Annotated in this window: 29 protein-coding genes; 12 read left to right on the forward strand and 17 right to left on the reverse strand. The window is 73.8% G+C overall.

Annotated features, from left to right (window positions below):
• Positions 1-26: 26 nt before the first annotated feature.
• Together CFP65_RS42575 and CFP65_RS24210 are read right to left on the reverse strand one after the other, a co-directional pair.
• Positions 27-752, reverse strand: a complete 726-nt coding sequence (locus CFP65_RS42575) for a hypothetical protein (RefSeq protein WP_371682454.1) — start codon at positions 750-752, stop codon at positions 27-29.
• A gap of 368 nt (positions 753-1,120) precedes the next feature.
• Positions 1,121-2,089 carry a hypothetical protein gene (locus CFP65_RS24210; RefSeq protein ID WP_104818174.1) on the reverse strand — a complete coding sequence of 323 codons (969 nt, stop codon included), beginning with the start codon at positions 2,087-2,089 and terminating at the stop codon, positions 1,121-1,123.
• Positions 2,090-2,232: 143 nt separating this feature from the next.
• On the opposite strand from CFP65_RS24210, the gene dapE reads away from it, so the two are divergent.
• Positions 2,233-3,306 carry a succinyl-diaminopimelate desuccinylase gene (gene dapE, locus CFP65_RS24215; protein WP_104818175.1) on the forward strand — a complete coding sequence of 358 codons (1,074 nt, stop codon included), beginning with the start codon at positions 2,233-2,235 and terminating at the stop codon, positions 3,304-3,306.
• 77 nt (positions 3,307-3,383) lie between these two features.
• On the forward strand, positions 3,384-4,265 hold the full coding sequence (locus CFP65_RS24220) for a TIGR00730 family Rossman fold protein (RefSeq protein ID WP_104818176.1): 882 nt from the start codon (positions 3,384-3,386) through the stop codon (positions 4,263-4,265).
• Positions 4,266-4,296: 31 nt separating this feature from the next.
• Here CFP65_RS24220 and folP read toward each other — a convergent pair whose 3' ends face one another.
• Entirely contained in the window at positions 4,297-5,109 is an 813-nt protein-coding gene (gene folP / locus CFP65_RS24225) for a dihydropteroate synthase (protein ID WP_104821081.1), read from the reverse strand.
• A 179-nt stretch (positions 5,110-5,288) separates the two neighbouring features.
• Here folP and CFP65_RS24230 point away from each other — a divergent pair, with 179 nt between their 5' ends.
• Positions 5,289-5,735, forward strand: coding sequence for a DivIVA domain-containing protein (locus CFP65_RS24230; protein ID WP_168219623.1), 447 nt, complete (start codon positions 5,289-5,291; stop codon positions 5,733-5,735).
• Complete coding sequence (locus CFP65_RS24235; RefSeq protein ID WP_104818177.1) at positions 5,732-6,301, forward strand: DNA-3-methyladenine glycosylase I; 570 nt, start codon at positions 5,732-5,734, stop codon at positions 6,299-6,301. The genes CFP65_RS24230 and CFP65_RS24235 overlap by 4 nt, the downstream gene beginning before the upstream one ends.
• 46 nt (positions 6,302-6,347) lie before the next feature.
• Here the strand turns inward: CFP65_RS24235 and CFP65_RS24240 are convergent, their stop codons facing one another.
• Both CFP65_RS24240 and CFP65_RS24245 read right to left on the reverse strand, forming a co-directional pair.
• Positions 6,348-6,767, reverse strand: a complete 420-nt coding sequence (locus CFP65_RS24240; protein WP_104818178.1) for a VOC family protein — start codon at positions 6,765-6,767, stop codon at positions 6,348-6,350.
• A 38-nt stretch (positions 6,768-6,805) separates the two neighbouring features.
• Entirely contained in the window at positions 6,806-7,606 is an 801-nt protein-coding gene (locus CFP65_RS24245) for an enoyl-CoA hydratase/isomerase family protein (protein ID WP_104818179.1), read from the reverse strand.
• Positions 7,607-7,936: 330 nt separating this feature from the next.
• Between CFP65_RS24245 and CFP65_RS24250 the strand changes: the two genes are divergently transcribed.
• A complete protein-coding gene (locus tag CFP65_RS24250; RefSeq protein WP_014137929.1) occupies positions 7,937-8,104 on the forward strand; it encodes a DUF3117 domain-containing protein in 168 nt (55 codons plus the stop codon).
• A gap of 98 nt (positions 8,105-8,202) precedes the next feature.
• On the opposite strand, the gene CFP65_RS24255 is transcribed toward CFP65_RS24250, so the two are convergent.
• Positions 8,203-8,862, reverse strand: a complete 660-nt coding sequence (locus tag CFP65_RS24255; RefSeq protein ID WP_104821083.1) for an O-methyltransferase — start codon at positions 8,860-8,862, stop codon at positions 8,203-8,205.
• 301 nt (positions 8,863-9,163) lie between these two features.
• Between CFP65_RS24255 and sigE the strand changes: the two genes are divergently transcribed.
• The 4 genes from sigE (at position 9,164) to CFP65_RS24275 (ending at position 12,552) form a co-directional block, all read left to right on the forward strand.
• Entirely contained in the window at positions 9,164-9,850 is a 687-nt protein-coding gene (sigE, locus tag CFP65_RS24260; RefSeq protein WP_371682547.1) for an RNA polymerase sigma factor SigE, read from the forward strand.
• A complete protein-coding gene (locus CFP65_RS42195; RefSeq protein WP_305778260.1) occupies positions 9,847-11,046 on the forward strand; it encodes a zf-HC2 domain-containing protein in 1,200 nt (399 codons plus the stop codon). The genes sigE and CFP65_RS42195 overlap by 4 nt, the downstream gene beginning before the upstream one ends.
• A gap of 181 nt (positions 11,047-11,227) precedes the next feature.
• Positions 11,228-11,647, forward strand: coding sequence for a sec-independent translocase (locus CFP65_RS24270; RefSeq protein ID WP_104818182.1), 420 nt, complete (start codon positions 11,228-11,230; stop codon positions 11,645-11,647).
• Positions 11,648-11,865: 218 nt separating this feature from the next.
• Positions 11,866-12,552 carry a hypothetical protein gene (locus CFP65_RS24275; protein ID WP_371682455.1) on the forward strand — a complete coding sequence of 229 codons (687 nt, stop codon included), beginning with the start codon at positions 11,866-11,868 and terminating at the stop codon, positions 12,550-12,552.
• Positions 12,553-12,579: 27 nt separating this feature from the next.
• Here CFP65_RS24275 and fdxA read toward each other — a convergent pair whose 3' ends face one another.
• Positions 12,580-12,903 carry a ferredoxin gene (fdxA, locus tag CFP65_RS24280; protein ID WP_104818184.1) on the reverse strand — a complete coding sequence of 108 codons (324 nt, stop codon included), beginning with the start codon at positions 12,901-12,903 and terminating at the stop codon, positions 12,580-12,582.
• 95 nt (positions 12,904-12,998) lie between these two features.
• On the opposite strand from fdxA, the gene soxR reads away from it, so the two are divergent.
• Positions 12,999-13,460: a redox-sensitive transcriptional activator SoxR gene (gene soxR / locus CFP65_RS24285; RefSeq protein ID WP_104818185.1), complete on the forward strand. Its 462-nt coding sequence runs from the start codon at positions 12,999-13,001 to the stop codon at positions 13,458-13,460.
• An 83-nt stretch (positions 13,461-13,543) separates the two neighbouring features.
• On the opposite strand, the gene CFP65_RS24290 is transcribed toward soxR, so the two are convergent.
• The 5 genes from CFP65_RS24290 to CFP65_RS24310 form a co-directional block, all read right to left on the reverse strand.
• Complete coding sequence (locus CFP65_RS24290; RefSeq protein WP_104818186.1) at positions 13,544-14,704, reverse strand: Mrp/NBP35 family ATP-binding protein; 1,161 nt, start codon at positions 14,702-14,704, stop codon at positions 13,544-13,546.
• Positions 14,705-14,783: 79 nt separating this feature from the next.
• Positions 14,784-15,335: a DUF1003 domain-containing protein gene (locus CFP65_RS24295; RefSeq protein ID WP_104821084.1), complete on the reverse strand. Its 552-nt coding sequence runs from the start codon at positions 15,333-15,335 to the stop codon at positions 14,784-14,786.
• A gap of 88 nt (positions 15,336-15,423) precedes the next feature.
• Complete coding sequence (locus CFP65_RS24300; protein WP_104818187.1) at positions 15,424-16,728, reverse strand: magnesium transporter MgtE N-terminal domain-containing protein; 1,305 nt, start codon at positions 16,726-16,728, stop codon at positions 15,424-15,426.
• Positions 16,729-16,830: 102 nt separating this feature from the next.
• A complete protein-coding gene (locus tag CFP65_RS24305) occupies positions 16,831-17,658 on the reverse strand; it encodes a MerR family transcriptional regulator (protein WP_104818188.1) in 828 nt (275 codons plus the stop codon).
• Positions 17,659-17,882: 224 nt separating this feature from the next.
• Complete coding sequence (locus CFP65_RS24310; protein ID WP_104818189.1) at positions 17,883-18,446, reverse strand: hypothetical protein; 564 nt, start codon at positions 18,444-18,446, stop codon at positions 17,883-17,885.
• 137 nt (positions 18,447-18,583) lie between these two features.
• Between CFP65_RS24310 and CFP65_RS24315 the strand changes: the two genes are divergently transcribed.
• A complete protein-coding gene (locus tag CFP65_RS24315) occupies positions 18,584-19,543 on the forward strand; it encodes a DMT family transporter (RefSeq protein WP_168219624.1) in 960 nt (319 codons plus the stop codon).
• 20 nt (positions 19,544-19,563) lie between these two features.
• Here the strand turns inward: CFP65_RS24315 and corA are convergent, their stop codons facing one another.
• Entirely contained in the window at positions 19,564-20,679 is a 1,116-nt protein-coding gene (gene corA, locus CFP65_RS24320) for a magnesium/cobalt transporter CorA (protein ID WP_104818190.1), read from the reverse strand.
• Positions 20,680-21,068: 389 nt separating this feature from the next.
• On the opposite strand from corA, the gene CFP65_RS24325 reads away from it, so the two are divergent.
• Positions 21,069-21,719, forward strand: coding sequence for a suppressor of fused domain protein (locus tag CFP65_RS24325; protein ID WP_104818191.1), 651 nt, complete (start codon positions 21,069-21,071; stop codon positions 21,717-21,719).
• Between the two features lie 17 nt (positions 21,720-21,736).
• Here CFP65_RS24325 and CFP65_RS24330 read toward each other — a convergent pair whose 3' ends face one another.
• From CFP65_RS24330 to CFP65_RS39835, 4 genes are all read right to left on the reverse strand, one after another.
• Positions 21,737-22,333, reverse strand: a complete 597-nt coding sequence (locus CFP65_RS24330; RefSeq protein WP_104818192.1) for a MarC family protein — start codon at positions 22,331-22,333, stop codon at positions 21,737-21,739.
• Positions 22,334-22,508: 175 nt separating this feature from the next.
• Positions 22,509-23,369 (reverse strand): PHP domain-containing protein, encoded by an 861-nt coding sequence (locus CFP65_RS24335; protein ID WP_104818193.1) that lies wholly within the window; start codon positions 23,367-23,369, stop codon positions 22,509-22,511.
• A 164-nt stretch (positions 23,370-23,533) separates the two neighbouring features.
• On the reverse strand, positions 23,534-24,172 hold the full coding sequence (locus CFP65_RS24340; protein ID WP_104818194.1) for a DUF6758 family protein: 639 nt from the start codon (positions 24,170-24,172) through the stop codon (positions 23,534-23,536).
• A gap of 286 nt (positions 24,173-24,458) precedes the next feature.
• Complete coding sequence (locus CFP65_RS39835; protein ID WP_168219625.1) at positions 24,459-24,605, reverse strand: hypothetical protein; 147 nt, start codon at positions 24,603-24,605, stop codon at positions 24,459-24,461.
• Positions 24,606-24,784 lie beyond the last annotated feature (179 nt).

Consider the following 24,784-nt stretch of genomic DNA (forward strand, 5'->3'; position numbering starts at 1 on the left):
TTCCCCGCGCCCCCAAACAACAACCGTCAGCCGCCGACGCCGGGCAGGTGGGGGAGGCCGGCCGCGCCGACGCCGCCCAGCAGGTGGGTGACCGAGTCGAGCGGGCTGCCGCCGCCGAGGGCCGGGAGGCCGCCGAGGCGGTGCTCGTCGGAGTGGGCGCCGGTCAGGGAGCCGAGGGCGTCACCGCCGGGGAGCGACTTGGTGGGGAGGCCGCTGGCGAGGGGGCCGGTGGGCAGGCTCTGGGTCAGGCCGGCCGTGGGGAGGGCGCCGGTCAGGCCGCCCAGCGGGTTGTTGGTGGTGGCCGAGCGCTGCTGCCCGGCGACCGGGGCCAGCTTGGAGGTGAGGGCCGGGCCGGCCCGGTCGACCACCCGGGGGGCGACGGTGGTCGCGATGTTGGCCAGCATGCCGGTGGTCGCGGCGGTCTTCGCGGCGGGCGCGGTGACCCCGCCCAGCGTCTTGTCGACGCTGGGCAGTGCGGCGGCCACGGTGTGCCCGGTGGCGTCGGCGGTGGCCGGCACGCCCGTGGCGACGGTGGACGCGGCGGTGGCACCGGTCGACTGGCCGAGCTCGTGCGCCGTGCCCTGCACCGTGGCCGCCGGGTCCGGCGCATCGGCCTGGGTGATGCCGGACGCCAGATCACCCTGAGGCACCAGGTCCATGGCGGAGGCGGAGCCGGCCGCGAGCAGCGGAGAGGCTCCGGCCGCGACGAGCAGCGCCGCCTGGGCGATCCGGCGCGAGAGGGGGAGGGACATGGTGCTCCTATAAGGGTGAGGTTGCCCCGTCCGGGCATGCACGGGGGTCGTCCGCACGGGCGGACCACCTGTTTACCGCTGGAGCGCGCAGAAGGTTTCGGGCGCGAAAGGTAAAGTGCGCCTAAAGATCAGACGATCTTTTTTCCGGCATCGCGGACATTTCCCCCGCTCGGCGGAGCCCTGCCGAAACGTCACTTCCCAAGGGGTGTCAGGGGCGGCCCGTCACCCGTACCGGATCATGGACGCCCGCCCCGGCGGCACCCCGGCTGTCCACCTGCGTTGACAGGAATCACCCGCCGGGCGGTAACTCGCTCACCAGTCCGTCAACCCGGACTATGCCACCGGCGGGTCACCATGCGGACGGAGCGTCAGGAAGCGGTCGGCGCGCCCAGCGTGACCCGCACCTGGTCGCTCCCGGCCGCCGGGCCGGGCCGCCAGCCGTCCCCGGGTTTGTCGAAGCGCCAGGCCTTGCCGTCGTACGCGACCACGCCGACGCCCAGCTCCTGGGCGTGCGCGACGGCCCACTGGGCGACGGCCCAGCCGCTCTGCCGCTTGGCGTCCGCCCCGCCGTCGCTGCCGGTGGCCGGCTGGGCGGTGAGGGCCAGCACCCGGCGCGGGTCGTGCTCGCCCTTGGCGGCCGGCGCGACCGCCACCGAGCGGCCGAACTCCCGCTGCACCCGGGCCGTCAGGTCGGGGGAGGTGGCCGGGGTGGCGGCGGCGGTGTCGCCGGGGGCGGCCGGCGGCGGGGTGTAGAACTCGTGCACCACGCAGTCCAGGGCGCCGCCCTCGCGGCCGCTGAAGACCGAGGCGAGCAGGGTCGCGTTGGTCTCGTGCTTGGCGTACGCCTGCGGGTAGCCGCTCTTCTGCACGGCCTGCGCCGCGTCGGTGAGCGGCAGCCGGGCATAGCCGGGCACCTTCACCAGGCTGTCCAGGAACTTGTTGGTCGCGTAGACCGGGTCCGCGATCTGCTGGGCGGTGCCCCAGCCCTGCGAGGGGCGCTGCTGGAAGAGGCCGACCGAGTCGCGGTCGCCGCCGGCCAGGTTGCGCAGCTTGGACTCCTGCATGGCGGTGGCCAGCGCGATGGTGGCGGCCCGCTCGGGCAGGCCGCGGGAGAGGGTGACGGCGGTGATGGTGGCGGCGTTGGAGGCCTGGGCGAGGTCGAGGGTGCCCTGGCCGGCGGCGGTGGTGACCTTGCAGCCCTCGGGCGGGGTGGTGAAGGTGTCGCGGTTCAGCCAGTACACCGTGCCGCCGGCCGCCAGGCCGAGCACGACCAGGCCGATCAGCACCTTGCGCAGCGGCCGCCGCCGGCCCCTCGCGTCCTCCACCGGTTCGCTCACCGCACTCCCTCTCCTGCCGCACCCCGACGTTCGCCCGGACACCGTACCTACTCGGACGGTTGTGCGGTGACCACGGTTGCGGCCGTCCGACGTGGCAAGACCCACGCGGGCGGCACCGGGGTGCACCGATAGGCTGGGCCACCATGAGCAGCCTCGACACGCCCCTTGACCTGACCATCGACGGCGGCGCGCTGACCGCGCGGCTCGTCGACTTCCCCTCCGTCAGCGGTGACGAGCAGGCCCTCGCGGACGCGGTGGAGACCGCGCTGCGGGCCTACCCGCACCTGCGGGTGGACCGCCACGGCAACAACGTGGTGGCCCGCACCGAGCTGGGCCGGGCCGAGCGGGTGCTCATCGCGGGCCACCTGGACACCGTGCCGATCGCCGACAACCTGCCCAGCCGGGTCGAGGGCGACCTGCTCTACGGCTGCGGCACCTCGGACATGAAGTCCGGCGTGGCGGTGGCGCTGCGGCTCGCGGCCGACCTGACCGAGCCGAACCACGACATCACCTACGTGTTCTACGACTGCGAGGAGATCGAGGCCAGCCGCAACGGCCTCGGCCACCTCGCGGCCGCCCACCCGAGCTGGCTGGCCGCCGACTTCGCGATCCTGATGGAGCCGAGCGGCGCCGTGGTCGAGGGCGGTTGCCAGGGCACCATGCGGGCCCAGATCACCCTCACTGGCACCCGCGCCCACGCGGCCCGCAGCTGGCTGGGCGACAACGCGATCCACCACGCCGCCGAGGTGCTCGGCCGGCTCGCGGCGTACCGGCCGCGGGTGGTGGAGATCGACGGGCTGGAGTACCGCGAGGGCCTCAACGCGGTGCGGATCGACGGCGGGGTGGCCGGCAACGTCATCCCGGACGAGTGCGTGGTGACGGTGAACTTCCGCTTCGCGCCGGACCGCAGCGTGGCCGACGCCGAGGCGCACCTGTGCGAGGTCTTCGAGGGCTTCAAGCTGGTCGTCACCGACTCCGCCCCGGGCGCCCTGCCGGGCCTCGGCCAGCCGGCCGCCCAGGCCTTCCTGGCCGCCACCGGCGGCCAGGCCCGGGCCAAGTTCGGCTGGACGGACGTGGCCCGGTTCTCCGCCCTCGGGGTGCCGGCCGTCAACTACGGCCCGGGCGACCCGAACCTGGCGCACAAGCGCGAGGAGCACTGCTCGCTGAGCGCGATCGCCGAGGTGGAGGAGCGGCTGCGGGCCTGGCTCAGCAGCTGAGCCGTTCCCGAACCGGCCGCCTCGCGTTCGCCGCGATATTGCCGGGAATAGGCCGGTCCCAGGCGTAGGGTTCCGTCATGACAGGCACTGGAGACGAAAAGCGCAACGACCGTGCCCGGCAGGGCTACCAGGCCGAGGGGGCCGAAGGATTCCCGGTCGAGGGCTTCCCGGCCGGGGGGCTCCCGGTCGAGGGCTTCCCGGAGTCGGGCGAGCGCAAGCGGGCCTGGCCGGAGAAGCAGAAGGGGCCCGTGCTGCTCCGCCGCGACCAGGTCGGCACCAGCACCACCGACCAGCGGCTGCTGGACACCACGGGCCCGACCGACTGGCTGCACACCGACCCGTGGCGGGTCTGGCGGATCACCTCGGAGTTCGTCGAGGGCTTCGGCGCCCTCGCCGAACTCCCCACCGCCATCAGCGTGTTCGGCTCGGCCCGGACGCCGGTGGACTCCACCGAGTACGCGGCCGGGGTGGCCATCGGCCGGGCGCTGGCCCAGGCCGGGTACGCGGTGATCACCGGGGGCGGCCCCGGCGCGATGGAGGCGGCCAACCGGGGTGCCTCGGACGCCGGCGGCCTCTCGGTCGGCCTCGGCATCGAGCTGCCCTTCGAGCAGGGGCTGAACGAGTTCGTCGACCTCGGGCTCAACTTCCGGTACTTCTTCGTCCGCAAGACGATGTTCGTGAAGTACTCGCAGGGCTTCGTGGTGCTGCCCGGCGGCCTGGGCACCCTGGACGAGCTGTTCGAGGCGCTCACCCTGGTGCAGACGAAGAAGGTCACCCGCTTCCCGGTGATCCTCTTCGGCACCGCGTACTGGGGCGGGCTGGTCGACTGGATCAAGAACACCCTGGTCGCCCAGGGCAAGGCCTCCCCGGCGGACCTCGACCTGTTCCACGTCACCGACGAGGTGGACGAGGTGCTCCGGATCCTCGAGGAGAGCCGCCGCCCGGCCGCCGGGGTGTGACCGCTGCCGCCCCCGGCCCGGCCGGGACCGGTCAGGCCAGCCCCCGGCGGGCCACCGCCGGGGGCCGGGTGCCCCGGATCGAGGCCACCATGTCGAGCACCTGCCGGGTCTCGGCCACCTGGTGCACCCGGTAGACCTGCGCGCCGAGCCAGGCCGAGACGGCCGTGGTGGCCAGGGTGCCCAGCAGCCGCTCGTTCACCGGCCGGTCGAGGGTCTCGCCGACGAAGTCCTTGTTGGAGAGCGAGACCAGCACCGGGAAGCCGGTGGCGGTCATCTCCGGCAGCCGCCGGGTGGCCTCCAGCGAGTGCCGGGTGTTCTTGCCGAAGTCGTGGCCCGGGTCGATGATCAGCGCGTCCCGGCGCACCCCGAGCGCGGCGGCCCGCTCAGCCAGCCCGACGGTCACCTCCAGGATGTCGGCCATCACGTCCGGGTAGCTCACCCGGTGCGGCCTGGTCCGGGGCTCGGCCCCGCCCGCGTGGGTGCAGACCAGCCCCACGTCGTACCGGGCGGCCACCTCGGCCAGCTTCGGGTCCACCCCGCCCCAGGCGTCGTTCAGCAGGTCGGCGCCAGCCTCGCAGACGGCCTCGCCGACCTCGTGCCGCCAGGTGTCCACGCTGATCACCACGCCCGGGTGGCGCTTGCGGAGCTCGGCCACGAAGGGCACCGTGCGGCGCAGCTCCTCCTCGGTGGTGACCTCCTCGCCCGGCCCGGCCTTGACCCCGCCGATGTCCAGGATCGCGGCCCCCTCCGCCACCGCCCGGTCGGCCGCGGCGAAGGCCGCCTCGTCCGCGAAGGTCGCCCCCTGGTCGAAGAACGAGTCGGGGGTGCGGTTGACGATGGCCATGATCACCAGCTCGTCGTCACCGAACTCCAGCGGGCCCAGGCGCAGTGCCACCGGTCTACTCCTCCACAGCTCCACCGGGTGCAATGATGGGCCCCGGCCGTATGCAGGGACCATGCTCGCATCATCCGGCCCGGGCGGTCGGCGCCGGGCCGGGGAGGCAGCCAGCGGAAGGACAGCACGTGTTCTGGGTGATCGTGGCGGCGATGGCGGTGGTGGTCGGGGGCACCGCACTGGTGGCCCTCGGCGGCGGGGGCGTGCTGCCGGAGGCGGAGCACGACCGGATCGCCGCCCGGCTCCCGCAGGACCGCGCGCTGGGCCGCACCGACGTGGACGAGCTGCGGCTGCCGATGGCGCTGCGCGGCTACCGGATGGACGAGGTGGACGACGTGCTCGACCGGCTCGGCGTCGAGCTGGCCCGCCGCGACGAGCGGATCGCCGAGCTGGAGGCGGCGGTGGCCGTCCGGGGCGCGGTCGAGGCCGGCGGCCCGGCCGGTGCCGCCGGTTCGCAGCCGCTGCCCGGCCTGGAGGACTTCGCCCGGGTGGTCAGCGTCGAGAAGGCCCCGCTGCCGGGCGCCCCGGCCGACCGCAGCGAGCCGCAGGCCGGCCGGACGGAGCCGCAGGCATGAGCGGGTCGGACCTGGGGACGGACGGGGTGCTCCGCTGCGGCTGGGGCAACTCCGCGGAGGACTACCGCGAGTACCACGACACCGAGTGGGGCCGGCCGGTCCACGGCGACCGGGAGCTGTTCGAACGGATCTCGCTGGAGGCCTTCCAGTCCGGCCTCTCCTGGATCACCATCCTGCGCCGCCGGGAGGGCTTCCGGGCGGCCTTCGCGGGCTTCGACATCCCGACCGTGGCCGCCTTCGGCCCGGCCGACGAGGAGCGGCTGCTCCAGGACACCGGGATCATCCGCAACCGCGCCAAGATCACGGCCACCATCGCCAACGCCCGGGCCGCCCAGGCCCTGGCCCCCGGCGAGCTCGACGCCCTGATCTGGCGCCACGCCCCCGACCCGGCCGGCCCGGCCCCCCGCACCCTCGGCGAGGTCCCGGCGGTCACTGCCGAGTCCACCGCCCTGGCCAAGGCCCTCAAGCAGCACGGCTTCCGCTTCGTCGGCCCCACCACGGCCTACGCCCTGATGCAGGCCTGCGGCCTGGTCAACGACCACCTGGCCGACTGCGTGGCCCGCTGACGGCCTCCTCGGCCCTGCCGCGCCGGCCGGGCCTGGCAGGCCCGCGCTAGCCCTGCCAGGCCCTCTCGCAGAGCACCAGCCGGTACCCGTCCGGATCGGCCACCGTGACCCCGTACGCGTCCCAGTACGGGTTGTGCGCCGCGACCCGGGTGCCGCCGGCCGCGACGAGGCGCGCCACCAGCGCCTCGTCCACCGGCCGCCCGAGGTAGACCACGAACAGGTCGTCCACCGTCGGCGTGGGCGCCAGCGGGCGCTCCGGGTCGTGCGTCAGCTCGAAGTGCCAGGCCCCGCCCGGCACCCCGACCATCACCAGATCGTGCTCCCCGGACACCCGCTCGGCCGTCCGCCACAGCACGGCGAGGCCCAGCCCGCCCACGTAGAACCGCTCGGCCGCCGCGAGGTCCCGCGAGGGCCGGGCGATCCGCACGTGCGTGCCGGCGCCGAGCACCGGGTCGTGATCAGTCATGATCACGACCCTAGGGCCTCGCCAGGCCCGGCGGTGCGTCAGCGGCCCAGGTACTCGGGCTTCTCCTTGGCGATGAAGGCCTGGACGGCGATCCGGTGGTCCTCGCTGTCGCCGGCCAGGGTCTGGAGCTCGTCCTCCTTGTCGAGGAGTTCGCTCAGTGAGTGGGAGGCGGCGTAGGAGAGGGACTCCTTGATCGCGCCGTAGGCGACGGTCGGGCCGGCGGCCAGCTCCAGGGCGAACTCGCGGGCGGTGGCGGTGAGTTCGGCGGCCGGGACGACCCGGGTGGCGAGGCCGAGGGTGAGTGCCTCGGGGGCCTTGACGGTGCGGGGGAGCATCAGGAGTTCGGTGGCCTTGGCGTGGCCGACCAGGCGGGGGAGGGTCCAGGAGGCGCCGGAGTCGGCGGTCAGGGCGATGCCCGCGAAGGCGGTGTTGAAGCCGGCCGTGTCGGCCACGATCCGGAAGTCGCAGGCGAAGGCCAGCGAGGCCCCGGCGCCCGCCGCGACGCCGCCGACGGCCGCCACGGTGGGCTTGCGCATGCCGGCCAGTGCCCGCACCAGCGGGTTGTAGTGCTCGGCCACCGTCCGCAGCGCGCCCTCACCGGTCTGCGCGGCCCGCTCCAGGTTGCCCAGGTGCTCCTTGAGGTCCTGCCCGACGCAGAACGCCTTCTCCCCGGCGGAGGCGAGCAGCACGGCCCGGACGGCCGGGTCCCCGGCCGCCGCGATCACGGCGTCCCGCAGCGCGACCTTGGTCGCGGTGTCGAGCGCGTTCATCGCCTCGGGCCGGTTGATGGTGATGACGGCGAGGCCGCCGTCGAGCTCGTACAGCACGGAGTCGGACATCGGCGAGGGCTCCCGGAGGGTGGGTGCGGGCAGGTCAGCCTCAGCATGCCCGAGTACGGAGCGTGCTGGGGAGTGTGAGGTGCGGCACCTTCCGCGGGGTGCCCGCGGGCCGGGTGGGGCGGGGCGAGAAGCCCGGTGCGAGTGGGGCTTCCGGTGGGTATGAGGCTCCCCGGAGGCCACCCGCCGGGGCGTTCCGTACGGTGACCGAGAGAGTGACGTTGGTCATCGGGCCACCGCATGCGGGATAATGGCTTCCGATCAATGCGTTCGATACCGGCGGTGGACGGACTGCCGGTACGTAGCTTTGCGGTTGCAGGAAGGGGAACGAGCATGGCGGCCATGAAGCCGCGGACGGGTGACGGCCCGCTCGAGGTCACCAAAGAGGGGCGGGGCATCATCATGCGAGTTCCGCTCGAAGGCGGCGGGCGTCTCGTTGTGGAGCTCACGCCGGACGAGGCGGATGCCCTCGGCGAGGCCCTGAAGAAGGCCTGCGGCTGACGACAGTCGGCAGCTCTCCCAGAATCCTGGAGACGCGCGCGAGCCCGGGTACCGGTCACCGACCGGACCCGGGCTCTGTCGTTCTCCCGGGGCGTCCCTCAGCGCTTGACGGCGCAGAGCAGCCCGTCCGAGACCGGCAGCAGCGCGGGCAGCAGCGCGTCGCTCTCCCGCACCTCCTGCACCAGCTCGCGCAGCGCGTGGGTGCCCGGGTCCCGGTGGTTCGGTTCGGCCAGACGGCCCTGGTGGAACACCCCTTCGAAGCAGACCATGCCGCCGGGTCTCAGCAGGCGCAACGATTCTGCAAGGTACGAGGAGGATTCGGCCGGGTCCCCGTCGCAGAGCACCAGGTCGTACTGACCGTCGGCCAGCCGGGGCAGCACGTCCAGCGCCTGGCCGGGGATGACCCGGGAGCGGTTCGCCGCGAAGCCGGCCGCCTGGTAGGCCGCGCGGGCGTACTGCTGGTGCACCGGCTCGGAGTCCACCGTGGTGAGCACGCCGTCCGGCCGCATCCCGCGCAGCAGGTAGACCCCGGAGACCCCGGTGCCGGTGCCGATCTCCGCCACCGCCTTGGCGTCCAGGGCCGCCGCGAGCAGCCGCAGGCAGGCCCCGCCGCTCGGCCCGATCGGCCGCACCCCGACCCGCGCGGCCAGCGCCCGGGCGTAGGTCAGCACCGCGTCCTCCCCGACGTAGGTGTCGGCGAGCGCGACCTGGGCCGACCCGAACTCGGTGATGGCAGCCTCTCCAGTTGTCGACCGGATGTCGATATTTCCAGCCACAGATTACTGGCCGGGCGGGAACCGCGTCCGTTGACCGGCCGTTGACGCTCCAGGAAGGGTTGATCGGCCTACGGACGGCTGCCGTGCGGCAGCCCCGTCGGGGTCGGTCGAGCACTTTTATCCGGATCCGACGGGTGAGGTCGATATGGTGGTGGCCCTGCTGGGCAGAAGAGCCGACCGAGGAGGTGTGGCCGAGGGCGACGTCCCTGTGTCGCGGTCCGTCCGCGTCCTCTCGTCGGCCCGTAAGCCGAAGCCCGTGATGAACAAGTCCGCGCAGATTCCGATGGACGAGCCCGCCGCGACCGAGGGCCCGGAGGCCGCTGCCCCCGCCCCGCGTGCCGCCTTCGACGCCGATGCGCAGACCTGGACGCCGCCCAGCTGGGAGGAGATCGTCGAGGCGCACAGCGCCCGCGTCTACCGCCTCGCCTACCGCCTGACGGGCAATCAGCACGACGCGGAGGACCTGACGCAGGAGGTCTTCGTCCGCGTCTTCCGCTCGCTCTCGACCTACACCCCGGGCACCTTCGAGGGCTGGCTGCACCGCATCACCACCAACCTGTTCCTGGACATGGTCCGCCGCCGCCAGCGGATCCGCTTCGACGCCCTCGCGGACGACGCGGCCGAGCGCCTGGCCAGCCGCGAGCCGAGCCCGGCCCAGCACTTCAGCGACACCCACTTCGACGCCGACGTGCAGCAGGCGCTCGACACCCTCGCGCCCGAGTTCCGCGCCGCCGTGGTGCTCTGCGACATCGAGGGCCTCTCCTACGAGGAGATCGCCGCCACCCTCGGGGTGAAGCTGGGCACCGTGCGCAGCCGTATCCACCGTGGCCGTTCGCACCTGCGGGCCGCCCTCAAGCACCGGGCGCCCGGCACCGCCCCCGGCCGCGTCCGGCGCGGCGGGCAGGGCGAGCCGGTCGCGGTCGGCGCGGAGGCGGGCCCCTCCGGCGGTGGTGAGCGGGGGCGCTCATGAGTGCCGCCAGTCCCTCCAGCCCATCCGGCCCGACCGGGTCCGAGCCGTCCGCCCGCTCCCGCCGCACTCCCGGCTGGGCCCAGCGCGGCCGCCGCGCCGAGCCGGCCGAGCCCTCGCCCGGCCTTCAGCCGGGGGCGCCCCCGGCCGCCACGCTGCGGGCCATCCCGGTGCACCTGGCCGAGCCCGCGTCCGAGGAGCACCACCTGGGCGACCGGCTCTCCTCCTTCGTCGACGGCGAGCTGGGCCACGACTCGCGCGAGCGCGTCCAGGCCCACCTGGCCACCTGCCCCGAGTGCCTCGCCGAGGCCGACGAGGGCCGCGCGGTCAAGCACCTGCTGACGCACAGCGGCACCCCCGGTCCGTCCGCGACGCTGATGTCCCGGCTGCTCGCGGTGGCCGCCCTGCCCGACGACGAGCAGCCCGGCGACGGCGCGGGCGGCCCCGGTGGGCCCGGCTCGCTGGCGGGCCCGGCCGGCCCGATCGCCGCGCCCGGCACGCTCGGCGGCAGTCGGCTGAACGGCGGCTCCTTCGGCCGCGGCGCCGGTGCCTCCTTCGGCGCGGGCGCCCTCGGCGCGCACGCCCCGCTCCCGGGCGTGGACCCGCGGGCGGCGCGGCCGCGCCGTTCCGCGCACCACCCCGAGCCGCTCGCGGCCCGGCCGGCCGAGCACGCCCTGACCGACCTGCTGCTCCCCGGTGCGGCGCGCCCGGAGTACGTGCTCGCCGCTGCGGCCGATCCGGCCACCGCCACCGCGGTGGCCCTCCCGGCCCGCTCCGGTGTCGAGGCCGCCGGCCCCGGCCCGGTCGAGCGCGAGCCCGCCCCGCACCGGCCCGCCCGTCGCCGCACCGCCTCGCCGTTCGCCGCGCTGCTGCCCGCTCCGCTCCCGGTGGCGCGGCCGTCCGCCGCGCGCGGGCGCCGGTTCGTCTTCGCGGCGGCCGGGGCCTTCTCGGTCGCGGCGGTCACCCTCGGCGGGGTCACCACCGTCTCCGGCCTGGCCGGCGACGGTCAGCGCCACGGCGCCACCGTCACCCCCGTCCGGGGCGGCACCGGCCCGGTGGTGCCCATCTCGGGCGAGGTGCCGGTCGACTTCCCGGTCTACCCCGTCCGGGCCTCGCACGGGGCCGGTGCGGTGCCGCAGGCGCCGTACTCCGCCCAGCCCGAGGCCGACGACCTCCTCCCGCACCACCTGCTGCGCTGACGCCCGGCTGAGCCCCGCCGCTCCGGCGGGCCACCACGGCGCCGTGGCCATCGGTTGAACTTTGCCCGTGCTTCATCAACTCGGGGGCCAAAGCGCGGCCGGTGGCCATTACGCTGTAGTGGACCGTGGACCGCTGAACTGCAAGCTCATCGGGTTCGTCCATCAGGAGCTGGGAGCTTAGGTGTTTGCCGACATAGGCCCTCTTGAGGTCGTGACGCTCGTGATCATGGCCGTCGTCATCTTCGGGCCGGACAAGCTCCCGAAGCTGATCCAGGACACCATGGGCTTCATCCGGAAGATCCGCTCCTTCGCCGACAGCGCCAAGGAGGACATCCGGGCCGAGCTCGGTCCGGAGTTCAAGGACTTCGACTTCGAGGACCTGCACCCGAAGACCTTCGTCCGCAAGCAGCTGCTCGGTGGCAACGAGGACCCGCTCGGCTTCAAGGAGATCCGCGACGGCCTCGACTTCAAGTCGGTGCTGAACGACGAGCCCACCAAGCCCGCCCCGCCGGCCCCGAACCTGGTCAAGCCCGCCGCTCCCGACACCGGCACCCCGCTGGCCAAGGGCGAGCGCCCGCCGTACGACCTCGACGCCACCTGAGCGCCGCGCCGCGCTGACCGGCCGCCCGGCTGCGCACCTCGCCGCCGCGCGCGCCGCTGCGCTGTCCGGCCTCCGCCGCGCGCGCCGCTATTGTGCTGAGTGCTCCCGGTGTGGGCCAGGTCACGGAGGTTTCGTGCCCGACCTGCCGGGTGGGGGCGCCGGCGTGCGCCACGATGGAGCCCGCTACCGCAGGGAACAGGTGTCGAGGAGGTCCGGGGTTGGACACGACGAGCAGTGCGAGAACCGTCACGGCGGGGGAGCAGGGCGCGCCCGTGGTCGGTGCCCAGGCGGGCCCCCCGGCGGATCCGCTGGCCCCGTACCTGGCGGCGGACTTCCCCTGGTACGGCCTGGACGAGGGCTGGACGGGCCGCCGCTGGCTGATGCAGGCCGGCGCCGGGCAGACGGCCCGGGGCGCCCAGCGCGGCAGCGTGGACTACGGCACCCTCGGCCACGGTGACGAGCCGGCCCGGCAGTACGAGCCGCGGGACATGCGGCGCTTCGCCGTGGTGGTCACCATGGCCCGCCGGGACGTGCGCCGCAGCGCCGACAACACCGGCACCCTGGAGGCCACCTCCGCCTCCTCCGCCGCCTGGCTGGCCGGCTCCGGCCTCCTCGCGGCCACCTGGCCCGGCCAGCTCGACCGGGCGCTGCGCCAGGACTGGCTCGACCAGCAGACCGCCCTCGCCTGGGACTTGGCCGACGACCTGGACGGCCCCGGCTGGTCCACCCTCACCCTCCCGGTCAACGGCCTCCCGCAGCCCTTCCGCTACCGCGAGTCCGAGTACGGCTGGGTCCTCGCCGGCGAGGCCCCGGGCGTCCTCCTCGGCGCCTACGGCCGGGGCGTCTCCGCCTACGGCGCCGGCTTCTCCGCCGTCCAGGACCTCACCAACTACGACGGCCGCTGAATTCCGGCCGGCTCCCCGGTGGGGCGGTCAGACGGTGTCCCGCAGCGGCAGCGCTGCCACGATCGGATGGTCCTTCGGGATCAGACCGAGCTTCGCGCTGCCGCCGGGGGAGCCCAGGTCGTCGAAGAACTCGACGTTCGCCCGGTTGAACTCCCGCCAGGGCTCCGGGGTGTCGTCCTCGTAGTAGATCGCCTCGACCGGGCAGACCGGTTCGCAGGCACCGCAGTCGATGCACTCGTCGGGGTGGATGTAGAGCATCCGTTCGCCCTCGTAGATGCAGTCGACCGGGCACTCGTCCAGGCAGGCCTTGTCCTTGACGTCCACGCAGGGCACGGCGATCACGAAGGTCATCGGGCTGGGGTCCTCTCGGGGTCGGTACCGCTTGCCGGTCCGGCCCGGCCGACCGTATGACCTCAAGTAATCTTGAGGTCAAGAGGAGGCGGTGCATGACCCAGCAGCCCGGCGAGGCCAGGGCCACCCCCGACGACCGGCTCGCCATCGGCGAGGTCAGTGCCCGGACCGGGGCCGCGGTCTCGGCCCTGCGCTTCTACGAGGAACTCGGCCTGATCGCCTCCGAGCGGGACGGGCGCAACCAGCGCCGCTACCCCCGCCACATGCTGCGCCGGATCGCCCTGATCTCGGTGGCCAAGCGGATCGGCATCCCCCTGCAGGACCTCCGGGAGACCTTCGCCGACGTGCCGCTCGACCGCCCGCCGAGCCACCAGGAGTGGCAGCGCGCCTCACGCGGCTGGAAGGCCCGCCTGGAGGAACGCCGCCAGACCATCGAACGGCTGGAGGCCGAACTCACCGGCTGCATCGGTTGCGGCTGCCTCTCGATGAAGGCCTGCGCCCTCCTGAACCCCGGCGACACCCTCGCCGAGGACGGCGCCGGCCCACGCCGCCTCTAAGCCGGCCCCCGCCGCCTGTAGGCCGGCCCGAGCAATGGAACGGCCCCGGACAGGAACCTGTCCGGGGCCGTCGTGCCGTTCCGTCAGAACTTGTTCTTCGGGGTCAGCCCCAGGGAGAGGCCGGAGAGGCCGCGCTGGCGGTTGCCGAGCTTGGCGGCGATGGCGTGGAGGGCGGTGCCGGCCGGGGAGTCGGGGGCGGCCAGGACCACCGGGGTGCCGTCGTCGCCGCCCTCGCGGAGGCGGACGTCGATCGGGATGGAGCCCAGGACCGGGACGGTGGCGCCGACGGAGCGGGTGAGGGCGTCGGCCACGGTCTGGCCGCCGCCGGTGCCGAAGACGTCGACGATCTCGTCGCAGTGGGGGCAGGGCATGCCGGCCATGTTCTCGATGACGCCGACGATCTTCTGGTGGGTCTGGAGGGCGATGGTGCCGGCCCGCTCGGCCACCTCGGCGGCGGCCTGCTGCGGGGTGGTGACCAGCAGGATCTCGGCGTTGGGGACGAGCTGCGCGACCGAGATGGCGATGTCACCGGTGCCCGGCGGCAGGTCGAGGAGGAGGACGTCCAGGTCGCCCCAGTAGACGTCCGCGAGGAACTGCTGGAGGGCGCGGTGCAGCATCGGGCCGCGCCAGACCACCGGCGCGTTGCCGGGGGTGAACATGCCGATCGAGATGACCTTCACGCCGTGCGCGGACGGCGGCATGATCATGTCCTGGACCTGGGTGGGACGGCCCTCGACCCCGAGCATGCGGGGCACGGAGTGCCCGTAGATGTCGGCGTCGACCACGGCGACCTTCTGGCCCTGGGCGGCCAGCGCGGCGGCCAGGTTGACGGTGACCGAGGACTTGCCGACGCCGCCCTTGCCGGAGGCGACGGCGTAGACCCGGGTCAGGGTGCCGGGCTTGGCGAACGGGATCTCGCGCTCGGGCGCACCCCCGCGCAGCAGCTGCGAGAGCTCCTTGCGCTGCTCCTCGCTCATCACGTCGAGCTCGACCTCGACGCCGGTCACTCCGGCGACGGCGCCCACGGCCTCCGTCACCCGGCTGGTGATGGTCTCCCGCATCGGACAGCCGGACACGGTCAGGTAGACCCCGACGCGGACGGCACCGCCGTCGCCGATCTCGACCGATTTCACCATCCCGATCTCGGTGATCGGACGGTTGATCTCGGGGTCGTTGACGGTCGCCAGCGCCGCGCGTACGGACTCCTCCGTCACGCCGACCGCAACCTCTGTCTCGTTGGCCATGTGTTGATGGTACGGCCCGGCGCCGAGCCGGTGACTCGGCAGTAGCGTGCCACCGGTCACAGCGCCGGAACGCACCCGGTCAGAGCATTTCCGAGGCGTCCCGGCGCTCGTCGATCTCCTTGAGCAGGGACTGGAGTTCGGAGCGGATGAAGTCGCGGGTGGCGACCTCGCCGAGGCCCTGGCGCAGGGCCGCGACCTCGCGGGTCAGGTACTCCGTGTCGGCGATGTTGCGGTCGCTGCGGGCCCGGTCCTGCTCCATGTTGACCCGGTCCCGGTTGTCCTGCCGGTTCTGCGCGAGCAGGATCAGCGGGGCCGCGTAGGAGGCCTGCAGCGAGAGCGCCAGGGTGAGGAAGATGAACGGGTACTCGTCGAAGCGGACGGCCGGCGGCAGGAAGACGTTCCAGGCCACCCAGCACAGGATGACCACCGACATCCAGACGATGAACCGTCCGGTGCCGAGGAAGCGGGCGATCCGCTCCGAGAGCTTGGCGAAGGACTCCGGGTCGTAGGTCGGCAGGGTCAGCAGGCCGGGCCGCGAGGTGCGCGGCTGGTCGAGCCGGGCCCGGGCGGCCGAGCTCGACGGCTGCTCGGTACGGGTGGAGCTGCCCTCCCGCACCCGCAGCTCGCGCAGCTCGCGGAGCGACCGGAGCTCGCCCTGGAGGCGCTGGCGCGGGGAGGACTCGTCCCGTCGGCGGGCGTCGTCCCGGCGGCCCTTGCGGTCAGCGTCCACGGATGTCCTCGCTCTCGTGGCCGTGCTCCAGGTCGGAGCCGTTGAGGCCGTGCAGGGCTGCCTCGCGCCAGTCGTCCGGCAGCAGGTGGTCGAGCACGTCGTCGACGGTGACGGCGCCCAGCAGGTGGTCGGCCTCGTCGACCACCGGCGCCGCGACCATGTTGTAGGTGGCGAGGTAGCTGGTGATCAGCGGCAGCGGGGTGTCCGGCGGCAGCGGGTCGAGGTCGTCGTCGACCAGCGAACCGACCAGGGTGAACGGCGGCTCGCGCAGCAGCCGCTGGAAGTGCACGGTGCCCAGGTACTTGCCGGTGGGCGTCTCGTTCGGCGGCCGGCAGACGTACACCTGGGCGGCCAGGGCCGGCTTGTTGTCGGAGATCCGCACCCGGGCCAGCGCCTCGGCCACCGTGGCGTCCGGCTCCAGGACGATCGGCTCGGTGGTCATCAGACCACCGGCGGTGTCCTCCTCGTAGGAGAGCAGGCGGCGCATCTCGGCGGCGTCCTCGGGCTCCATCAGGCGCAGCAGCCGCTCGGCGTCCTCCTCGGGGAGGTCGGAGAGCAGGTCGGCCGCGTCGTCCGGGTCCATCGCCTCCAGGACGTCGGCGGCGCGCTCCTCCTGGAGCTTGCCGATGATCTCGACCTGGTCGTCCTCGGGCAGCTCCTCCAGGACGTCCGCGAGGCGGTCGTCGTCGAGCGCGGCGGCGACCTCGGCGCGGCGCTTGGAGGAGAGGTGGTGCATCACGTTGGCCAGGTCGGCCGGGCGCAGCTGCTCGAAGGTGGCGAGCAGGTTGGCGGCGCCCTGGCCCTCCTCGGCGAGCGCGAAGCCGGTGACGGCGGACCAGTCCAGGGTGAGCGTCTCGCCCTTGGCCTTGCGCAGCCGGCTGAGCTTGCCGGTCTGGACGAAGACCTTGGTGATCTCCCACTCCCGGACGCGGGTCTGCACCATGGCCACGTCCAGGACGGTGACCTCCTCGTGCGTCTTCGTCCGGGTGACGGTGCGGTCGAGCAGCTCGGCGAGCACCAGGGTCTCGGAGGGGCGCTGCTCGAACCGGCGCATGTTGATCACGCCGGTGGTCAGCACCTGGCCGGATTCGAGGCTGGTGACCCGGGTCATCGGCAGGAAGATCCGCCGCCGGGCCACCACCTCGACCACCAGGCCGAGCACCCGGGGCGGGCGGCCGCCGATCCGCAGCGAGACCACCACGTCGCGGACCCGCCCGACCTGGTCGCCGTTGGGATCGAAGACGGCCACCCCGGAGAGATGGGAGATGAAGACCCGGCTGCCTGGCCCTGCCACGGGGACTCCCTCGCGCGCTCTGCGGATGTTCCGCGCTTAGGCTACCCGGTGCCGATCAGCCGGGGCCGGGTCAGTGGCCCGACAGGGGGCGCGGGCGGGTGGTCAGCGCATCACCACCGGGGTTTGCAGCTCGGTGACCCAGGTCTCCGGAGCGCCCTCGCACTCCAGGTAGAGCTCGCGGCTGTGGCCGGTGGCCCGGTGGCCGGTCTCCTCGATCCAGCGGACCAGCGCCTGCTCGGTGGCGAGCACCCCGTCCATGGAGCCGTGGTGGACCGCGGTGGCCGCGCTCTCGATCGCCGGCAGGTCGACCACCGCGAACCCGTGCCCGGCGCCCGCCCCGGTCACCCCGGCCGCCACCGGCAGGGCCGCGTGCACCTCGACGGTGCCGTCGGGCCCGTCCACGTAGTAGGCCAGGCTCGCCCCGGCCGGGGTCAGCCCGGCGGCGGCCACCAGGCGGCAGAGCTCCGGGAAGAGCAGGGAGATCACCGGGGTGATGTCCCCGGGCTGGTAGCTGGCGGCGGTGGCGGACAGCTCCGCGACGCGGACGGCCGGGATCTGCTTGAGGACGACATCGTTGGTGGGCATCTGCCCCTCGCTCTCGATCGTCCGGAGCCTCGCCTCGACCCTGGTCAGCCTGGTGGTCGTCTCGGCCACGAGGGCGGCCAGTTCGGCCTGCCGCAGCCTGAGCATCCCGCGCAGCTCCTCGGCGCCGACCAGGTCACCGAGGATCGCGCCGACCTGCTCCAGCGTGAAGCCGAGGTCCTTGAGCGCGATCACCCGGTTGAGCTCGGCGAGCTGCCCGGCCTCGTAGCCCCGGTACCCGGTGTGCGGGTCGACCCGGGCCGGGCGCAGCAGGCCGATGGCGTCGTAGTGCCTGAGCATGCGGACCGACACGCGGCCGTGCTTGGCGAAGTCTCCGATGGTGAACATGGTGCGTCCGAGTGAAGGGTCTGACACGGTGTGAGGGTCAAGCCACTGGGGGCGCGGGTCAGTTGCACTACCAGGGGCGCGGGGAACTGCGCGAGGTCGGAAGAAGCGGGCCGTACGCCGACCGGAGGGCGCCAGTTGCACTGTCCAGGGGCGCGAGGAACTGCGCGCAGCGGGAGGCCGCAGGCCGTGTGTGGCTGGTCGCGCAGTTCCCCGCGCCCCAGGGCTTAGCGCCCCAGCTTGCCCTTGGCCACGAGCTTGGGGAGGCCGGCCGGGATCGGCTTGCGGGTGGTGGCGGGGGAGGCCATCGGGACGGCGGCGTGCGAGGCCTCGGGCATCGCGCCGGGCTGCTCGGTCAGCGGGCCGGCCGGCTCCAGGCGGAGCACCCGGCACTCGCGGGCCCAGCGCTCGTCGATGGTGTCGGTGTCGGGGGCGTTGAGCCGCTTGCCCTTGAGCTCCTCGACGGCGCCCAGCCAGCCCTCGCTCCGCGGGGCGAGCTCGCTGACCCGGGCGGGCCAGGCGGTGAGCCGGCCCCACTTGTCCTTGCTGCGCACCGTCACCTCGGCGCCGGCCCCGGCGGTGAGCCCGTGCAGCGGCTGCTCGATGCCGTCGCCGACCACCACCACGGCCCCGTCGTGCCAGGCGTGCCAGAGCGCCCGGGCCTGCGGCTGCCCGTCGGCCCGCACCCAGAGCAGGCCGGACTTCTTGGCGGCCTCCTCCAGCAGGGCGCGCTCCTCGATGGCGGCGGTGGCGGTGGCGGCAGCAGCGGTGGCGGGCGTCGTGGGCTCCATGGCCCAACAGCGTACGGGGTCGGGCCCGCGCTGTCCGGAGGGTGTCTCAGCGCCCGGGACGACAGTGTCATGACTCCGGTAGACCCCTTACCTTGGTACCGTTCCCGTCACCCGCGACCGACCACCGGAGGAGAGCTGTGCCCACCGTCGCCCGGCCTGACGCCGCAGCTCAGACCCCCGCCCCCAGCCTCCGGCCGGGGGGACCCCCTGCCGCCTCGGCGGCCCGGCCGGCGCTGCCCAAGCTCGACCTGCTGCTGCTGGCCGTCTCGATCGGCGGGATCTCGCTCTCCGCACCCCTGATCAGCGCCACCGCCGCCCCCGCACTGGCCATCGCCTTCTGGCGCAACGTCATGTCGGTGGGCGTGCTCGGCCCGTACGCGCTGCTGCGCCACCGCGCCGAGCTGCGCGGGATCGGCCGCCGGGCGCTGCTGCTCGCGACGGCGGCCGGGGTGCTGCTCGCGGTGCACTTCGCGCTCTGGATGCCCAGCCTGCGGATGACCTCGGTGGCCTCGGCCACCGCGATGGTCACCACCACCCCGCTCTGGACCATCCTCCTGATGCGGCTGCTCGGCCACCGGGCGCCGCGGCTGGTGCGGATCGGCATGTGCGTGGCCTTCCTCGGGGTGCTCACACTGACCGGGGTCGACCTCTCGCTCTCGCCGCAGGCGCTGGCTGGTGACGCGCTGGCACTCGGCGCCGGGCTGGCCGCCGCCGGGTACATGCTGCTCGGCGCGGAGGTGCGAAAGACGGTCAGCACCACCGCGTACACCCTGGTCTGCTACGCCACCACGGCCGTGGTGCTGCTCGGGATCTGCCTGGTGACCGGCACCGGGCTGTCCGGCTGGTCGGCCGGGGCCTGGTGGCAGATCGCGCTGCTCATGGTGGCCGCCCAGCTGCTCGGCCACTCGCTCAGCAACCGGGTGGTGCGCACCCTGGGCCCCTCGGTCACCTCCACCGCGATCCTGCTGGAGACCCCGGGCGCGGCGCTGATCGCCGCGCTCTGGCTCGGCCAGTGGCCGCCGGCCGGGGCCTACCCGGCCGTCGCGGTGATCCTGCTGGGCCTGGTGCTGGTGGCCCGGGGCAGCCGGGAGGGCTGACCGGCCGTCGGCCCGGTGCCTCAGAGCCAGCCGTTGCGGCGGAAGCCCTTGTACATGCCGATGCAGATCACGGTGATGACCCCGAGCACGATCGGGTAGCCGTAGCGGTGGTGCAGCTCCGGCATGTAGTCGAAGTTCATCCCGTAGACGCCGGTGATCATGGTCGGCACCGCGAAGATCGCCGCCCAGGCGGTGATCTTGCGCATGTCCTCGTTCTGGGCCACCGAGACCTGGGCCAGATTGGCCTGGAGCAGCGAGTTGAGCAGCTCGTCGAAGCCGTGCACCTGCTCGGTGACCCGGGCCAGGTGGTCGGCCACGTCCCGGAAGTACTTGCGCATCTCCGGGCCGATCGGGGCCTTCTCGGCCTCCGAGAGCAGCTGCATCGGCCGCAGCAGCGGGGCCACCGCCCGCTTGAACTCCAGCACCTCGCGCTTGAGCTGGTAGACCCGCCCGACATCGGCCCCGCGCCCGCCGCGGTTGGCGAACACGTCGAACTCGATCTCGTCCACGTCGGTCTGCAGCCGGTCGGCGACCAGCAGGTAGTCGTCCACCACCTGGTCGGCGATCGCGTGCAGCACGGCGGCCGGGCCCTTGCAGAGCAGGCCGGTGCCGTCGTGGTCGCCCTCCAGCCGGCGGCGCAGGTCCTTGAGCGAGCCGTGGCCGCCGTGCCGGACGGTGATCACGAAGTCGGCGCCGACGAAGACCATCAGCTCGCCGGTCTCCACCACCTCGCTGGTCGGGGTGAGCTGGTCGTGCTCCACGTACCGGATGGTCTTGAAGACGGCGAAGAGCACCTCGTCGTACCGCTCGACCTTGGGTCGCTGGTGCGCGTGCACCGCGTCCTCCACCGCCAGCGGGTGCAGGCCGAAGCGCTGCGCGATGCCCTCGAACTCGGCCTCGGTGGGCTCGTGCAGACCGATCCAGCTGAACGATTCAGCGCTCTGCTGGCGGGCGTTGCGCACGCGCTGGACGGCCTCGCGCGGGCTGCAGGTCTCGCCGTGCCGCTTGCCCGCCTGGTAGACGGCGCAGTCGACCACGGCGGACACGCCGTGGCCGGGGTGCAGTGGGTCGAAGGTCGCGTCGGGGCGGCGGCGCTGCGGACGGACGACGGCACGCAGGTTGTTCATCATCGACATGGCTGGCTCCTCGAGCAGGAGGCGTCACACGGCGGGGGTGGTCGCACGGGTGTGACGGCGAGGGGGACACCGACGGAGAGGAATGCGGTGCCCTGCGCGGCCGTGTACGAAGAAGCGCTCGGCGGGCCCGGTGACTACCGGGTGACGGACCGTCCGGTCAGCGGGAGGTGACCTGGGTGACGGTGGCCGGGCGGCGAGGACGACGTGACCGGGCAGAGCTGCCGGTACTGCATGGTCGGCTGGTATCCACCGCAACCACCTCCTCCGTGCCGCTTCCCACCGGGGAGCGGAAACACCCCCGGAGGCCAGTTGCCCAGGGTAACAGCTGCCGGGCGCGGCCCGCCGGGGTGTTGACGCCGTGCTGACGGAGGAGGTCTAAGGTCGGGGCCATGGCGCACGACTTCCCCCTGTTCGGCGATTTCTCCGACAACTCCGCGGCCGGCCCGGACGAGCACACCCGCGAGGCCGTCCTGGCCGCCGTGGAGGCCCGGCTGCTCAGCACCTTCGGCGAGCCCAGCGGCCGGGCCGGGGTCACCTTCCTCGGGGCCGACCGGATCGAGGTGCTGCGGTTCGGCCCGGACGCCGAGGGCCTGGTCCGGTACGCGACGCTCGGCATGGCCGCCGCACCGATGAACGACCCCTCGGCGATGCTCGCCGACCCCGTCCGCGGGCCCCGGGTCGAGCTGGTGCTCACCGTGCGCGGGGGGCGCGACGAGGTGCTCCGCACGCTGGCCACCTTCGCGGCCACCCCCCAGGTCGAGGGCCTGATCGTCGCCCCCGGCGCCTCCCTCGACCTCGGCCAACCCCTCTGGCCCGGCGCCCCCTTCACCTCCGTCCTCACCGCCGAACCCGGCGGCCTGGTCCCCGACCTGGCACTGGCCGCCCCCGCCGACCCGGTCCGCTTCCTCCCGCTGCTCCCGATGACCCCCAACGAGGCGGCCTTCAAGCGGGTCCAGGGAGCGGCGGCCCTGGAGGAGCGCTGGCTCAAGCACGGCACGGACCTCCGCGACCCCGAGCGCAAGGGTGTCGCACTCGGGTGACCCTCCGGCGGGCGCGGTCAGCGGGTGTCGATGAAGCCGAAGACGCCGCTGGCGACCAGCTGCACGGCGATGGCCGAGAGCAGCAGGCCCGACAGTCGGGTGATGAGCACCACGCCACCCTCCTTGATGATCCGGATGATCACCAGGGAGAACCGCATGGTCAGCCACATCACCACGTGCATGGCCACGATGGCGGTCCAGACGGCCAGCTCCTCGGTGGCGCCGTCCGCGCCCTGGACGGCCAGGATGACGGCGACGATCGCGCCCGGGCCGGCCAGCAGCGGGGTGCCGAGGGGGACGAGGGCGACGTTGACGTCCTTGGTCTGGGTCGGCTCGTCGATCTTGCCGGTGAGCAGGTCGAGGGCGATCAGCAGCAGCAGGATGCCGCCGGAGATCTGCAGCGCCGGGATCGAGACGTGCAGGTAGTCCAGGATCTGCTGGCCGAACAGGCCGAAGCAGGTGATCACGCCGAGCGCGACCAGCGCCGCCTGCCAGGCCATCTTCCGCTGGGTGCGGGCGGCCCGGCCGGAGGTGAGGGCCAGGAAGATCGGGATCGTCCCCGGCGGGTCCATGATCACGAACAGGGTGACGAAGAGCGAGCCGAAGGTCTTCATCCGGTCGGCCTTCGGAGGGGCCCTCGCCCTGGCGGGCCGGAAAGATCGCGCATGGCACGCATTCTCCGGCCCGCCGACCGCCGCCGCACGTCCAGCGCCCGGTCGGCCACGCCCGCCGCCGCACGTCCGGTGTCCGGTCGGTGGCGGCCACCGGCGGCTGCCGGGTGACGGTCGCTCAGGCGGTGATCGGCTTCGCCCCGGTCGCCTGGGCGAGCAGTGCTTCGTAGGACTCCGGGCTGGTGGTGTACTCGCCCAGCCGGACGGTCTTGCGGGTGCCGTGGTAGTCGCTGGAGCCGGTGGTGAACAGGCCCAGCTCGGCGGCCAGGCCGGTGAGGTGGGTGCGGGCGCCCTCGTCGTGGTCCATGTGGTCGACCTCCAGGCCGCCCAGGCCGGCCGCCGCCAGGTCGGCGATCACCTGGTCGGAGACGGTCCGGCCGCGCTTGGCCGCACCCGGGTGGGCGAAGACCGGCACGCCCCCGGCGGCCCGGACCAGCCGGACGGCCGCCACCGGGTCGGTCTCGTGCTTGCGCACGTCGGCCCGGCCGCCGTTGACCAGCCACTCGGGGGTGAAGGCGTCCGAGACGGTGGCCACCACGCCGGCCTCGACCAGCGCGCTGGCGATGTGCGGACGGCCCACCGAGCCCTCGCCGGCGATCCGCTGCACCTGCTCCCAGGTGATCGGCGCGCCCAGCTCCCGGCAGCGCTCGACGATCGCCCGGCCCCGGCGGAACCGGTCGGTGCGGACCAGCTCCCGCTCGGCGGCGAACTCCGGCTCCGCCGGGTCGAACAGGTAGGCCAGCAGGTGCATCGAGATGCCGCCCACCACACAGGACAGCTCGGCCCCCGGCACCAGGGTCAGCCCGCTGCCGGGCGGCAGGGCCCGGACGGCCTCGGCGGCCTCGGCGTGCCCGGCGACGGTGTCGTGGTCGGTCAGCGCCACCACGTCCAGGCCGGCGGCCACCGCGTTGGCGACCAGCTCGGCTGGGCTGTCCGTGCCGTCGGAGGCGTTGCTGTGGGCGTGCAGGTCGATGCGCACGGGTCTTGGCTCCCAGGGTCTGTCCGACATTGACTGCCGAGTCCGGCCCGGGTGTCGGCCGTTCGGGTCAGGCCAGGATAGATCGCCGACTCGTACGGGCGCGGAGGGTCCGTCAGGCGGGACGGCAGTGCGGCGGACGGACCGTCAGTGCTGCGGACGGCCCGTCAGGTGAGCAGCCGGGGCGAGAGCGCGCCGCAGGTCAGGAGCTCCAGCTCGGCCCCGGCGTCCCGCAGGTCGGTGAGCACCAGCTCGTCGTACATCAGCAGGGCCGACTGCTCGGGCCAGACGATCGCCCAGAGCCAGAGCCCGCGGGCCTCGCCGACGAAGACGGCCCGGTCAGCCGGGGCGTCCGGCACGTGGAACATCGGGGTGGGGCGGCCGGCGGCCATCAGCTTGGCGTCGGCGGGCTTGTAGAGCGAGACCGAGGGCCCCGGATCCGGGCCGGGCAGGCCCGCGTACCGGGCGCCGAGGCCGACGCCGAGCTCCTCGGCCACCAGCACCAGCTCGCCGAAGCCGCCGAGCGGCGCGGGGCCGGAGCAGGCCACGGCGGTGGCCCGGGCGCCGGAGAGGTCGTCGCCCGCGTGGGCGATGCCGGTGTACAGCCAGCCGACCGGCAGCGGCCAGGGCAGCCAGACCGGCACCTGCGAGCGGGCCACGGCCACCCCGAGCGCCTCGACGCTCGGTGGCAGCACAGGCTGCATCGGGTGCACTGCGCCGTGCTGGTCGCACTGCCAGGTGTCGGAGAAGAGACCGGGCGCGCGGACCCGGCCGGCGCACCTCGGGCAGCTTGGCTCGCCCCTCATGACTGACAACGGTCCTCCTCCCGGAGCGCCGCGTCAAGGACGATCACCCGTACGGGGCGCGTCGCTCACTCCCCCCGAACCGCCCGCGATACCGCGGCGGCCCCGCCCGGTGCCCGGGCAGTCCTAAGGGGATGTCCCGTGACGCGTACCGGCAAACGCCGCACCCGCACAGGGCGGCTCCGGACGCACTGACGCCCCGTCATCCGGCTCGTGGAGCTCAGGTGGATGACAGGGCGTCAGTGGGGTATCGGGGGCTCCGCCGCGGCCGGGGCCGGGGCGGCTCCGGTCAGGCCGCCTTGCACGGGCGGATGAGCAGACGTTCGCCGGTGCGGGCGGCGGCCTCGACCAGCTCGCGCACCGTGGCGGCGTCGGCGATCAGGCTGTCGGTCGCGGTGCCCTGGGCGTCGTCCAGGCGGAGGATCTCGAAACGCATGGGGGCCTCTCCTTCTCTGGCCTCGGTGGCTTGCGAGGCGCGTTCGGTTCGGTCGTTCGTGCGGGAGGTGCGGTGTCGCGGTGCGGGGGTCGTACCGACCACGGTGTCGGATCCCGACTTCCAGGTCGTTGCCCGCCCGTTAAGTCCCGGTTTCGGCCCCGCGGGGCCATCAGTGTCAA

It is taken from the genome of Kitasatospora sp. MMS16-BH015 (assembly GCF_002943525.1).
Lineage (GTDB): Bacteria > Actinomycetota > Actinomycetes > Streptomycetales > Streptomycetaceae > Kitasatospora.